General features: G+C 37.6%; 12 protein-coding genes and 3 pseudogenes. 6 read left to right on the top strand and 9 right to left on the bottom strand.

Annotated elements, in window-relative coordinates:
• Nucleotides 1–11: 11 nt before the first annotated feature.
• The 3 genes from HLH18_RS04710 to HLH18_RS04720 form a co-directional block, all read right to left on the bottom strand.
• A complete protein-coding gene (locus HLH18_RS04710) occupies nucleotides 12–425 on the bottom strand; it encodes an acetyl-CoA carboxylase biotin carboxyl carrier protein (RefSeq protein ID WP_131292152.1) in 414 nt (137 codons plus the stop codon).
• A gap of 16 nt (nucleotides 426–441) precedes the next feature.
• Nucleotides 442–897, bottom strand: coding sequence for a type II 3-dehydroquinate dehydratase (gene aroQ, locus HLH18_RS04715; protein WP_067724286.1), 456 nt, complete (start codon nucleotides 895–897; stop codon nucleotides 442–444).
• A 236-nt stretch (nucleotides 898–1133) separates the two neighbouring features.
• Nucleotides 1134–2450, bottom strand: coding sequence for a Y-family DNA polymerase (locus tag HLH18_RS04720; RefSeq protein ID WP_171545949.1), 1317 nt, complete (start codon nucleotides 2448–2450; stop codon nucleotides 1134–1136).
• Nucleotides 2451–2770: 320 nt separating this feature from the next.
• On the opposite strand from HLH18_RS04720, the gene HLH18_RS04725 reads away from it, so the two are divergent.
• Nucleotides 2771–2929, top strand: coding sequence for a hypothetical protein (locus HLH18_RS04725; protein ID WP_165541349.1), 159 nt, complete (start codon nucleotides 2771–2773; stop codon nucleotides 2927–2929).
• Between the two features lie 149 nt (nucleotides 2930–3078).
• On the opposite strand, the gene HLH18_RS04730 is transcribed toward HLH18_RS04725, so the two are convergent.
• Entirely contained in the window at nucleotides 3079–3687 is a 609-nt protein-coding gene (locus HLH18_RS04730; RefSeq protein WP_171545950.1) for a LexA family protein, read from the bottom strand.
• Nucleotides 3688–3812: 125 nt separating this feature from the next.
• On the opposite strand from HLH18_RS04730, the gene HLH18_RS04735 reads away from it, so the two are divergent.
• The 5 genes and pseudogenes from HLH18_RS04735 (at nucleotide 3813) to HLH18_RS04755 (ending at nucleotide 7667) form a co-directional block, all read left to right on the top strand.
• A complete protein-coding gene (locus tag HLH18_RS04735; RefSeq protein ID WP_067724283.1) occupies nucleotides 3813–4163 on the top strand; it encodes an immunity protein Imm33 domain-containing protein in 351 nt (116 codons plus the stop codon).
• A 319-nt stretch (nucleotides 4164–4482) separates the two neighbouring features.
• A complete protein-coding gene (locus HLH18_RS04740; protein WP_171545951.1) occupies nucleotides 4483–4740 on the top strand; it encodes a hypothetical protein in 258 nt (85 codons plus the stop codon).
• Between the two features lie 4 nt (nucleotides 4741–4744).
• A complete protein-coding gene (locus tag HLH18_RS04745) occupies nucleotides 4745–5497 on the top strand; it encodes an ATPase (protein ID WP_171545952.1) in 753 nt (250 codons plus the stop codon).
• 351 nt (nucleotides 5498–5848) lie between these two features.
• Nucleotides 5849–6629: pseudogene (locus tag HLH18_RS15945) on the top strand (MBL fold metallo-hydrolase).
• Nucleotides 6630–6902: 273 nt separating this feature from the next.
• A complete protein-coding gene (locus HLH18_RS04755) occupies nucleotides 6903–7667 on the top strand; it encodes an alpha/beta fold hydrolase (RefSeq protein ID WP_171545953.1) in 765 nt (254 codons plus the stop codon).
• Nucleotides 7668–7717: 50 nt separating this feature from the next.
• Here the strand turns inward: HLH18_RS04755 and HLH18_RS04760 are convergent.
• The 5 genes and pseudogenes from HLH18_RS04760 to tssA form a co-directional block, all read right to left on the bottom strand.
• Nucleotides 7718–8673: pseudogene (locus HLH18_RS04760) on the bottom strand (M15 family metallopeptidase).
• Nucleotides 8670–8882, bottom strand: a complete 213-nt coding sequence (locus HLH18_RS04765; protein WP_171545954.1) for a hypothetical protein — start codon at nucleotides 8880–8882, stop codon at nucleotides 8670–8672. Before HLH18_RS04765 ends, HLH18_RS04760 begins: the two are co-directional and overlap by 4 nt.
• A gap of 12 nt (nucleotides 8883–8894) precedes the next feature.
• Entirely contained in the window at nucleotides 8895–9701 is an 807-nt protein-coding gene (gene icmH, locus HLH18_RS04770; protein ID WP_171545955.1) for a type IVB secretion system protein IcmH/DotU, read from the bottom strand.
• A gap of 15 nt (nucleotides 9702–9716) precedes the next feature.
• A pseudogene (gene tssK, locus HLH18_RS04775) lies at nucleotides 9717–11078 on the bottom strand (type VI secretion system baseplate subunit TssK).
• Nucleotides 11079–11083: 5 nt separating this feature from the next.
• Nucleotides 11084–12211: a type VI secretion system protein TssA gene (tssA, locus tag HLH18_RS04780; RefSeq protein ID WP_171545956.1), complete on the bottom strand. Its 1128-nt coding sequence runs from the start codon at nucleotides 12209–12211 to the stop codon at nucleotides 11084–11086.
• Nucleotides 12212–12250 lie beyond the last annotated feature (39 nt).

A 12250-nucleotide genomic window follows, 5' to 3' on the forward strand; every position in this document is an offset into this window, starting at 1 on the left:
TCCCCGTGGTTTTACGCGCGATAGCGGAAAAGTGGTTGACCAAACTGAATGACTTCACCATTTTTAACCAGAATTTCTTCAACCACACCGCTTTGAGTTGCTTCAATCGGGTTCATGATTTTCATGGCTTCAATGATGCCTAAAGTGTCGCCTGCAGAGATGGTTTGACCCACTTTAACAAATGGTGCTTCACCAGGGCTTTGTGCAGCATAGAACACACCAACCATTGGTGAAGTTTCTACAGCGCCACGTGGCGTTTTTGCAACAGGTGCTGCTACAGCTGTAGGCATGGTTGGAACACCTGCTGCAACCACTGGATTGCGACGAGTTAAGGCGATGGATTGATCACCTTCTTTAACTTCTATCGCTTGTAAGTCAGATTCAATCATCAGGTCGATGAGTTTCTTGATTTTACGGATATCCATGAGACAGTATTCCTAATTATGATTGCGTAGAAAGTTGAATTTTTTCGATGGCATAATCCAGTGCTGCGGCATAGCCTTGAGCACCTAAACCGCAAATTACGCCAACGGCTTTATCGGATAAATATGAATGATGTCTAAATGCTTCACGAGCATGCACATTCGACAAATGAACCTCAATAAAAGGGATTGCGACACCAAGAAGGGCATCGCGTACTGCAACAGAAGTATGTGTCAATGCTGCAGGATTGATAATGATGAACTGTACGCCTTCTTGCTGGGCTTGATGAATTCGATCTACAATTGCACCTTCCCAGTTACTTTGGAAAGTGTCTAACGAAAGAGATGAATTTTGAGCTTGAGCGATGAGCTTCTTGTTAATATCTTCTAGGGTGAGATATCCGTAAACTTCAGGTTCTCGCTTTCCTAACAAATTTAGATTCGGTCCATGAATAACCAAAATGGTCGAGCTCATTCAGCTTGCTCCAATTATAAGTTTGCAATTTTACCCTGCAAGATGTCAGCAAAGTTTGCGTATTATGGCATATATTTCCACATTCTTATTATGAACTGTTTGAATCAATGCGGAAGCTATGTGTCAAAACTGAGCTATATAATGGAAACTTTGCAAGGAATTGGCAATGTTAAAAAATGACATTTTTTATAATTATTACTATTTTTTACATTGTAAACTGAATTGACCAAAACAGCTCATTTATTTTCTGTAACAGCCATTGCTGAATCATGGATGGTCAGAAGTTCTTGCCAACAGGTCGTGTAACGTGGAGACCGGTGATGTTGTTTCATTTGCCATGCTTGACTGGCGGAATGGTAACCGACTTGTATGCAATCGGCGCCGTAGCGTTGCTTCATTTCTAATAAGGTTTGCATCAAATTATCACGCTGTTGAATCAGTTCTAATGGCTGCCATAAGTCATGAATATGCTGTTGTTTGGAATGCAGTGCAGTAAGCATAACTTCAACTTTGACATACTTTTTATTTTCTTTAAATAAAACATCTATTTGCTTTAATGCTGCGTGGTTTAAAGTGAGTAAATCATCAGTTGCATATTCCAGACCCAATGCATGGGAGGTGCTCTTTTTATAGGGTGGGTTGGGTATTTTTTCATACAGCGCCACATGCACACACGCACAAAGTTGCTGTTGTGCAGTTAAGCGTTTATAAGCACGGTTTACATGGAAAGTAACAGCTTGTTTTATGATGGACTTTTCGCTTAAGGCTGAAGCAAAGCTGCGGGAGGACAGGATTCTTTTTGAATGGATTGCCGGGTCATCCAGGGCAATACAGGATTGACCTTTTAGCTCACGAATGGTGCGTGCAATGACCACCGAGAACTGCTTGGCTAGATGCTGTTCATTGGCAAAAGTTAAGTCATAGCTATTATAAATTTCATAATCTTGAAGTTGTTTGCTGATTTTGCGACCAATACCCCAAACATCTGCTACAGGTGTTTCTTGAAGCAAGCTCTCATAACTGCATAAATCTAAATCAGGTAAAAAGCACAGTGACTTAAAACAGGTTCTTTTTTTCGCAAAATGATTCGCCAGTTTGGCTTGGGTTTTAGTCGCGCCAACTCCAATACAACAGGGTAGGCCAATCCATTGATCAATGGTGCTGATCAAATCACGGCAATATTGTTGAATATCCAGATTTTTTGCATAAGGCGTTAACCGGATAAAGCATTCATCTATTGAATAAGGTTCCAGATCATCTATATGGAAGTATTGCTCTAGGATTAAAAAGAAGCGCCGTGACATATCCCCATATAAAGCATAATTACTTGAAAATACTTTTACACCCGCCTGCAAAGCTTCTTTCTCAATTTCGTACCATGGAATCGCCATGCCAATGTTTAAAGCCTTGGCTTCATTACTGCGGGAAACCACACAACCATCGTTGTTGGAGAGTACAACCACAGGTTTTCTATTCAGCTGCGGGTTAAATACGCGTTCACAGCTCACATAGCAGTTATTAATATCTATTAAAGCAAACAGTTGTTCTTTCATTATTTTTAATCTTGATTTTGTAACGTTATCAAGTTAAGAATAAAGAGATGTTTAAAAAAACTCAAATTAAAAAAATTGTGAATAATCAATAGGGCATCAGATGAGGAGGTTTAACCTCGTGTAAGCTTCAGTGTAATTCCGGTTAATAGCGTAAAACCATGCAAGGGTTACTTACTACAAATCAATAGATTAATATTTTGAATATTACAATGAATTAAGTCGATACAGTTTGGGGGTTGGTGAAACGGAAATATCCTTTAGATTAGTAAGAGTCGTAATTAGTACGGCATATCCCTAACAATTAAAGGATGGATATGAAAATGGCTAATCAACAACCGAATCAACAAAACGAAAATCAACGTCAACAACAGCAACACAACCCACAAAGTGACAAACAGCAACAACAGCAGCAACAAACTGGTAAGCAACAACAGCAACAACCTAATCAACAGCAGCAAAAAAATCCTCAGCAACGCTAAGTGTTAAACAAAAAGCCCCAAGATGATCTTGGGGCTTTTGTCTATCTGTAAATGTTTGCTGCTTTGCTGCAATGAAACACTGAGTATTTTACTAGAGTCTTTCATTGATAAAGAAAAAGACCGGTTTTTATTGCACTTATATAATTTTATTAGCGTAATTTTTTTAAAATACAGGTCACTACTCCCCAAATAATTAATTGATCTTCACTATGTAAATAAATATCCGGATATTCCGGATTTTCTGCTTTTAACCAGATCTTAGCTGGAGCATTGTTTTGTTTTTCTTTCATCAGCCGTTTTACGGTGAACTCATTATTGATTAAAGCTAAAACGATATCGCCGTGTTCCGCATTTAAGCTACGATCAATTAGAATCTGGTCGTCTATGTCTATACCTGCATTTTTCATCGACAAAGAATTTACCCGCAATACAAATGTACTGAGGGGGTTATGAATCAAATATTCATTTAAGTCGATAAAGTCTTCTGTGTAATCTTGAGCAGGAGACGGAAAACCTGCGGCAACCGATTCAAGGGGATAAGGAATATCTAATTGTGTTCGGATTTGAATTGGATGCAGTTCAATGTTTTTGATGCGATCATCTTCAGGCTTGGGCTGTAGCCATGCTTTAATTTCCAGCACTTTAGACTCTGGCACACGCATGACCACCGTTTTTTCTTGATATTGGGTTTTTCGCCCGGCATTTTTACGTCTGCCGCCGTGACTATGTTCTATTATCTCTTGATCTTTAAGTTTCATTATTGTTTCTTGAATTTGTAACTTTTTCAAGATTAACAAAAAACACTGAAAATAAAAAGATTGCCTACCTATTTATGATCTAGGATAAAATGCACTATTCCGCTCAATTTACCAAGGTATAAGCCATGAACCAGAAATCTCCCTTAGAAGAATTAATTGCAGAGCAAAAGCTATTGTGTGAGGAATTTGATTCTGCTTATATCAAAGTGAGTGGTGATGATGTTGTTGCAGTTGCGGTAGAGACATTAAATCAAGAACCGATTGTCGGGATTCGTAAAAAGCCTGAAACAGAAGAAAATGTTGCTTGGTTCATCTATGGTGGAGAACTGGGTGAGGGTCAAGATTTTTTTCAAACCATGACTGTTCGAGAGTTACAGGATATTTTGCCTGAAGTACTTCCGTACCTGGCTTTGGCTGAAGGTTTCCGCTTTATGATTGATCGTGAAGATTATGAAGATGTATGGAAAGAAGACTAACCTTAGGCTTAAATAAAAGTAAGCTGTTCTCATTGACGATAAAAGCCACTATATAAGTGGCTTTTATTTTTTAAGTATCTGGATCTAAAAGTCACAATGTTTAAAATATGGATTAAGACTTCTAAAAATACTTCTGGAATGATTAAAGTGATTCTATAAGTCACACTAAGTCACTTAATCGCTTTGAATGAAACCGCGTGATTAAATTTTGAATCCATCTGCTCATTCGTTACATTTCTATGTTGGTGTATAAATAGACAATTATTTGTACTATGTTAATATGAGATAGAAATAGACCTTGTGTAACGGGAGTTGTTCCATGACAGCTTATACCATCATGAAAGCAGGCAAATATGAGGATGATATGATTCCTAAACTTGCTATACATGCATTCCGTCATGCCTTTGATAAAGCATGTTCGGTAGCGACGGTCGTTTACGCAAAAGAACAGCAACTGCTACAACGCGAAGTCAATGGACAAGAAACCGTGATTCATGACTTATCTCAGGCTTATGTGAGCGTTGATCATCTTCCTAAAGTCTTAAAACGCAAGAGAAAACAAGAGGCAGCTGTATAACTGAATGCCTCAACCAAGAATAAGGATGTTTGCCGGTCCTAATGGATCTGGAAAGAGTACAGTCAAAGAATATTTATTGCCCCATCATATTGGGGCTTATTTAAATGCCGATGAATTAGAACAAAACCTTAAGGCGAGCTATCAACTGGATTTGATGGCTTATCATCCTGATTTAAAAGCACAAGCTTTAATTGATTTCCTAAAACAGAAAAAACGTCCGCATGCTGGACAGTTGATTCCTTTACTAACAACTGAGCCTGTTCTATTAGATGGTGGGAACATTCTGTTTGATACTTCGGAAATTGATTCCTATCTCTGTGCACGTATTATTGATTATATTCGCCTGGAATTTTTACGCTTAAAGATCAGTTTTACTTTTGAAACGGTGATGTCGCATATTTCCAAAGTGGAATTTCTACAAGAAGCCAAACGACAGGGTTTTAAAACCTATTTGTACTATGTGTCGACTGTTGATCCGATGATTAATATTGCTCGAGTTAAATATCGGGTCAGTGTGGGTGGACATCCTGTACCGGAACAAAAGATTGTTGAACGCTATTACCGTAGTATGGACTTACTCATGCAGGCTGTAGATGCTAGTGATCGAACTTATTTGTTTGACAACTCTTCCAATGGTGAAAAGGCAGCATTTATTGCGGAAATTCAATCTGCAGAAACTTTGAAAATGAATCCTGATGTTCAGCAATTGCCATGGTGGTTTGCAGAAAAAGTCCTTAAGGATTTCGCAGCAGAATAAAAAATTCTAAAGATTATCTTTAAAAAATAACATTGTGTATATTATAAGATGTAGTTTATAAAACTGAATAATAACTACGAAATCAATAACAAAGGCTTAGATAAAAATGGAAAATATTCAACCTTCTGAAAAAATAGAAACAAAAGATGTAGATCTTGAAGTACAATAGATTGAGCAAGAGCAACAAGACAAGAATAACAATACCGATGTGACTTCAGGATTAGATATATTTGATTTGGCAGCAGAAGTAGGCAGTGATTTAATTGATGTATTAGGAGACGTAGTGAGTGGGATCAGTCTGGATTTCTAAAAGATCTGCAATAAATTAAACAAGATTTAACCGTACTTTAGATTACTACGCCGTGTAAGACGTATATCGATAGTGTTTTGGGGATTATGATGCGCCGTCATCGATAACAAAGACTACGCATGCAGATCAGATTATCAATTATATACATCAAAATAGCCTAAGCATAGAATTAGTTTTAGAAACTAATATTCATCCAAACCATCTCACAACATCGCAGTATTTAAAAAAATTAGGTAGTAAAATCACAATGAGCAAAAAGATTGCGATTGTGCAGGAAACGTTTGGTTCAATTTATAACTTGGACCTCAAGTACTTAAATGCACATCAATTATTTGATCATTTATTTGAAGATGGCGAACAGTTTAGAATTGGTGAATTGGCAGCTTATAACATCCCAACGCCAGGGCATACATCTGCTTGTCTAAGGCTATGTGATTGGTGATGCGGTATTTGTCGGAGAATACCTTATACCGAACTATGGAACAGCTCGCTATGATTTTTCCGAAGGGTAGTGCTGCTGATTTAGTCAAAAAGCTCTATCAATTAGATGAAAATATCCGGGTTTTCCTCTGTCATGATTATTTACTCAAAGAGCGTCAGGAATATTGCTGTGAAAGTGGTATTGCCAAGCAAAAAAATACCAATATTCACCTTAATGAGAGTATATCAAAAGCCGAATTCATTGAGATACGAAACCGCCGTAATGCCACTTTGTCTATGCCTAAACTGATTTTACCTGCAATCCAGATCAATATGAGAGGCGGGAAATTTCCAAAAACTGAAGCAAATGGCATTCACTATCTAAAATTGCCAATTTTATAGAAAGGTCTAAATATAGCTAAGAATCAATCCTGTAAGATTACGAATATAAATATATGTTTTTAAATATATTGTTATAAATTTAACCGCGTGTATTTCTTGATTTTAAAAATTATCCAAAGTTGAATGATCTTGTAGAGGAGGAGGAATATTTTTATGTCCATTTTTATAATCCCCAAATAGCCTAAGCAATAATACATTTTTTAAAATGGCAATTGATTAAATCTCAATTATCAATAAACATATCTCCATCTAAAAAAGTAATGAAAGAAATTCATGATTCTCAATCATCAAATGTACCTTAATGAAAATGCTACAGAAAAAACACCGCTGGTATTTATTCATGGTCTTTTTGGCAGTTTAAGTAATTTGGGTATGCTGGCACGCGCATATTATGAGTCACATTCAGTGATTCAAATTGATGTCCGTAATCATGGACAGTCAGCCCATTCACTCGAAATGAATTATGCCGTGATGGCACAAGATATTCTGGAAACACTGGATGCTTTAAATATTCAAAAATTCTCTGTGATTGGTCATTCGATGGGTGGAAAAATTGCCATGCAATTGGCGAATAGCGCAGGGGAGCGTTTAGAACAATTGGTCGTTCTGGATATGGCGCCATTTGCATATCAAGAAAGTCATCACGATCAAATTTTTAAAGCCTTGTTTGCGGTACAAAATGCGCAGATTGAAAGCCGACAACAAGCGATGCAGATCATGCGTGAATATTTGCGCGAAGAAATGGTGATTCAATTTTTAATGAAATCCTTTAACAAGGGACAATGGCTATTTAATATTGAAGCCTTATTTAACCATTATCCGGATATTATCGATTGGGATGTGATTCAGCCTTGGCAAAAAGAAGCATTGTTTATTCGTGGCGGTAAATCTGCATATATAAGTAAAAATGAACATTTTGCTGCGATCCAGCAGCAATTTCCCCATGCCAAAATTGTCGTGATAGAAGAGGCCGGGCATTGGTTGCATGCAGAGAAAACTCAACAAGTCATTGATGAAATGAATAAATACTTAAACTAGTTTCAAATATCGAAAGTAGCAGCTAAATTTAATTCAGCTGCTACTGTAAATTAATTTATATTATTTGCTAGCAGTTGACCTTCAGAGGTGAGTTGTTCAGCCATTTCAGCAGTTTTTCTAAGTCCTGGCATACGATATTCTGTATGACCATAATCCTGAATGGATTTCCAGCGGCCACCCCAAGTCAAACCTACCGATTCTGCAACTGCTCCATATAATTGGTAGCCTTGCATTACCCATGAGTCACGTTCAGAAATAACCACTTTGCCATTGCGCTTAAAGGCAAGATCGGCAGCTAAACCAAATTGATGATAACTTTGAAAACCTCTGGCACGGGTAATATTGCTATTACCGGCCAAGGAATTTTGACGCTCGGGACTGCGCGATAACCCTCTAATAACACTATTTCATAACCATGACGTTCCTGCATTATTTTAAACACCATCAGTAAACGCTGTTTATAACGTGGATTCATTTTGTGCCACTTGCGATCAGCCGAGGTCAGATCAGCATGTGAATGCTGCATATGAACATCTTCAATATTTGGATTAAATACCTCTGCCTGAATACTGGGCTGAGCAGACTCAATATTCGTCGCAGCAATAATGGCTTCTTCAACTAATGAGTCTTCCACTTCTGGCGGAGGTGAAAGCATTTGTCCCTCAAGCAAAGCATAAATTTGAGGATCTACATCTCTTAAATAATCGGCTTCAATTTTGGTCGGACTAATAGGGTGGGTAAAAGCAAAAATCAAGATACTGGCAAATAGAAAAAAGCCGGCAACCAGAATCCACCATTGCTGTAAATGCCAATGCGACTGGATCTGTTCAGGAGCTGCGGCAGCATTTAACTGTTGAGTAAATTGCCGGATAGAATGTAATTGCTTCTTGCTTTGAGGAATAAGCACCAAAAAATACTGCTGTACTTTAGCGCGTAATTCATAAGAAAATAACAACGCCAGGCTGCAAGCTATCCATATGAAACAAATAAAGATAGTAAGAATCATGGAGCCACGGCGGTTTCTTTGGCTACTACTGGTGTTTTATTTTGGCTTTTTGCCACAGGCTTGGATTGACCTTGATGTATAAATGCTTTACTTAATTCATCCGATTGAGATTGAGGAAGTTCAACCGGATTTTCCTCAAATTCCATACGATGCGGGTAGATTTTTGTGGACCGTAATATTCTTAAAGAAGTCTGTTTTTCTTTTGCCATTTTTTATTTTCTTTATGGTAAATGAATGGTGATATATGCTTGTTCAGCAGATGGACTAATAATGTTTTGGTAAGCTGCCAATGATTTATTATTTTGATTTGAAAGCATAAGATTTAAGCCAATAAATGACAGTAAGGCAAAAATTGCCAGAAAGATTAAAATCCAAAAAAATGGCAATTCGCGGTGAATAATGTGCTTAATTTGATCGGGCAAGGCTGAAAATGGAGAAAAGGCGGTTTTTTTGCCTTTTAAAAAGTCAATTTCATCTCCAACACGTGCCACTAGATGACTTAAATTTTGTATAGACTCAATTCTGAATTTTCCATGAAAACCCAGCAGCATGCAGTAATGAAAGACTTCCAGTGCCGCCTGTCGTTCTTTACCGTGACTACGAAGTGATTCTAGGATTTCAAAAAAACGATAGCCAGCCAGTTGTGAACCAAAAAGACTTAACTGTAATGGACTAATCATCCAGTGATTCTGCAACTCAAAAAATTGTACATCTTGTTGTGTGACAATAGTTTCATCCAGTAATGCGCAATAGGCATATTTGGCATCATGAATATCATCTGCTGAAAATTGAAGCTTTCGCGCCTGATTTTCAAAGTGGTTTAACAGATTCAAGATCTTGTCACGGAATTCATCTGCATTGACGGGGACATATTGATTCTTGAGTAAAAAAACAATATAGAAACCGTCATGTAATAAATCGACAAGATTAGTCGCACTGGTGACTTTAGATTGAGTTGTAGTTGGGTTCAAACCCCTCCCAATTTGCCCATTCTCAAATAGTGAAGGTGCATGATTATTTATAGTCATTGTAATGATCCTTAACTATTGCATCACTGCAATCAGCTCAATCGAAATATCTTGAAATCCTGCAGAGGTATAAATACAAATCGATTCCGCTTCTAGCATCCGTTGATATAGTTCATTATTCGGTTCAATTTCGAAATAGCTCACACCGGAACGCACTGGAATTGCAGTTGGTACCTGCATTAAGTGATGTAAAGGAATGACCGGAAGAGCGGCAACTACACGCTGTTCAACATCCACGGTATTGCCGACTTTAAAACGCAGTGGTACCAACTGAACCAGTTCATGGCTTTGCATCATGCCACTAGAAACTGCGATATAAAGTCGCGTATCACGGGTAATTTTGTCGGACTCCAGACTTCCAATCCAATAAGATGGACGGACTTCTTTTAAGGCAATGCTGATATAGCGATTGGAAATAATAGTATCGAGTAAGTCACGTAAAATGACATCTAACTGGGAAAAGCTCTCTTGCAAATGATGATGTTTATACTGCGGCAATTGATCAACTTCGTATGCTGTAGAGAAAGTCAGTAATGATCCGGTTAAGCGTAATAATTCAAAGAACAATCGTTCCGGATGAATATGCGGATACTGCAACAGATGATTCAGGGTGGCATGTGCAGTATTCAAGGCATTGACCAACCAAAAAGAGACAATATCGCCTGAACGGAATTCAATCAGTTTTTGCTCATTTTCACGATTGTTACTTTGAATGGTTTTAATCTTGGCTTTAATTACATTCAAGGTACGTTTTAAACCAGAAATCAGCGTTTCGCATGCTTCAATATGCAAAATTGGTGGAATAAACTTACGGTCTAATTCAAAATTTCCAGAACTTTGACGTTTAACTTTCGCTACAGGTAAATATAAAAAGCCATCCAATTCGTGATTCGGCTCAATACTGGATTCAAATAATTTAAATTCGGCACGGCGTCGTAATAACGTAATATCTGCTGTAGTGGCATCGGTAAACAAATCATGTGTTTCAGTAAGGTGTGAATGATAGCGACTAGGCTGGGTACTTGCTTCAAACGCTACATTACGTTTATTTGGCTAAATCATTGGTAAGGCCAAATAAACCATCACTTCACCACGTAAATTTAACTCATCCAGCTGAATGGGTTGGGGCAATAAGTCACGAGCAGGTGCCTGGTAAATATCACCATCTTGCCAAATCATATTCACTTTTTCTAAAGCCAGGACATGAGTGCTTAATTGCACTTCATCAAACTGAATTGATTGCACACCATAAGCAAAAGGAATGGTCGAACGAATCGTATGATTCAAGCGCTGTTCATGATAGGCATCCTGTAATTGAAAATGTTGTGGACGTAAAAACAAGCCTTCGCCCCAAAGAATTTTTTCAGCTTTAAACATTTAATTTACCAATCGTTATTTGTGTCATGATTATTTTTTTGTACACCTAAAAGCTCATGTACAGTTTCTAATGGATTTTCATTTTTTATGACTTGGCTTAGCCATTCATGTAACGGAATCTGGCTCCATTTAATGGTTTTTTGCAGCATATAACTCACCGGACTATGCGGTTCATTGGCTTGAAAATAATCAGCAATTTCTTGTAAGACTTGCATGGCTTGTTGTCGATTTGCCAAATGATTTTGAGACTGTAGTTGAAAATCTTGCTGACTGGTTGTTGTCATTGTCGCTGCCAAATCAAGAGAGGTTTGAGTGGGTCTAGCAGATTTCATTGTTTCTGAAACAGAATAGGGCTGACTTATTTCAGTTGCTTGTAAACTAAAGGCATCGGTTTTATATATTTTTTTCAGATTGTTATGAATAGATTCCAGTTGTGAATCTATGGCAGCAAAACTTGGAGCGTCTAGCCCCATTAAGCCATCCAGTATATCTTTTAAAATATTCCACTGTTTCAAAATTTCTAGAAATGACTGATAATTCTGAGATTGAAAAGATTTAGAGCTATTAAACAGTGCTTGTTCAAATTGCTCAGTAGATGCATTCACCTGAATATCTTCATGCTCTTCACTATGTTTACGGCGTAAATTTTGTTGATGTAATAAAGCCTCATAATCAATTAAAGAATAAAAAGGTGACGCATTCACCACAGGAATATGTTTAATTAAAACTGGCAATTGATTACTCAGTCCTTGCAGCAGACCCAGACGTTGATCCAGATCATTCTCTTCAATTTCGGGATGCAACAATATCCAGAAGTTACTTAAGCTCCGTTGAGTTAATTCCAAACCTTTGGCTACACCTTCAAAACCATACAGATTTGACCATGCTTCAATCAACCAGGTATATAGCCGAATATCTTTAGTTTTCTCAGTCAACAATTCAGTTGCTTTGACATTTACAAAGTTCCAATCGGCCTGCTTGGGATCAGCAATCCAATCACCCTGATCTAACAGCAGGTCATCCTGAGTTTTTGCTTTCTTAATGGCATGAAACTCATTGGAAAATGAACAATCAATCCCGCACGGGGCTTCATCTGAAATTTCTTTTAATAATGCTTCGAGTTCTAAACTCATGTTGTGCCTTTCTCATTTTTTTAAAGTTTTTTAAAATTA

Source organism: Acinetobacter sp. ANC 5414, from assembly GCF_013004295.1.
Lineage (GTDB): Bacteria > Pseudomonadota > Gammaproteobacteria > Pseudomonadales > Moraxellaceae > Acinetobacter.

Excerpts from the sequence above, each read along its gene's own strand:
- HLH18_RS04710 (WP_131292152.1), bottom strand. The coding sequence starts at position 425 with ATGGATATCCGTAAAATCAAGAAACTCATCGACCTGATGATTGAATCT.
- aroQ (WP_067724286.1), bottom strand. The coding sequence starts at position 897 with ATGAGCTCGACCATTTTGGTTATTCATGGACCGAATCTAAATTTGTTA.
- HLH18_RS04720 (WP_171545949.1), bottom strand. The coding sequence starts at position 2,450 with ATGAAAGAACAACTGTTTGCTTTAATAGATATTAATAACTGCTATGTG.
- HLH18_RS04725 (WP_165541349.1), top strand. The coding sequence starts at position 2,771 with ATGGCTAATCAACAACCGAATCAACAAAACGAAAATCAACGTCAACAA.
- HLH18_RS04730 (WP_171545950.1), bottom strand. The coding sequence starts at position 3,687 with ATGAAACTTAAAGATCAAGAGATAATAGAACATAGTCACGGCGGCAGA.
- HLH18_RS04735 (WP_067724283.1), top strand. The coding sequence starts at position 3,813 with ATGAACCAGAAATCTCCCTTAGAAGAATTAATTGCAGAGCAAAAGCTA.
- HLH18_RS04740 (WP_171545951.1), top strand. The coding sequence starts at position 4,483 with ATGACAGCTTATACCATCATGAAAGCAGGCAAATATGAGGATGATATG.
- HLH18_RS04745 (WP_171545952.1), top strand. The coding sequence starts at position 4,745 with ATGCCTCAACCAAGAATAAGGATGTTTGCCGGTCCTAATGGATCTGGA.
- HLH18_RS04755 (WP_171545953.1), top strand. The coding sequence starts at position 6,903 with ATGATTCTCAATCATCAAATGTACCTTAATGAAAATGCTACAGAAAAA.
- HLH18_RS04765 (WP_171545954.1), bottom strand. The coding sequence starts at position 8,882 with ATGGCAAAAGAAAAACAGACTTCTTTAAGAATATTACGGTCCACAAAA.
- icmH (WP_171545955.1), bottom strand. The coding sequence starts at position 9,701 with ATGACTATAAATAATCATGCACCTTCACTATTTGAGAATGGGCAAATT.
- tssA (WP_171545956.1), bottom strand. The coding sequence starts at position 12,211 with ATGAGTTTAGAACTCGAAGCATTATTAAAAGAAATTTCAGATGAAGCC.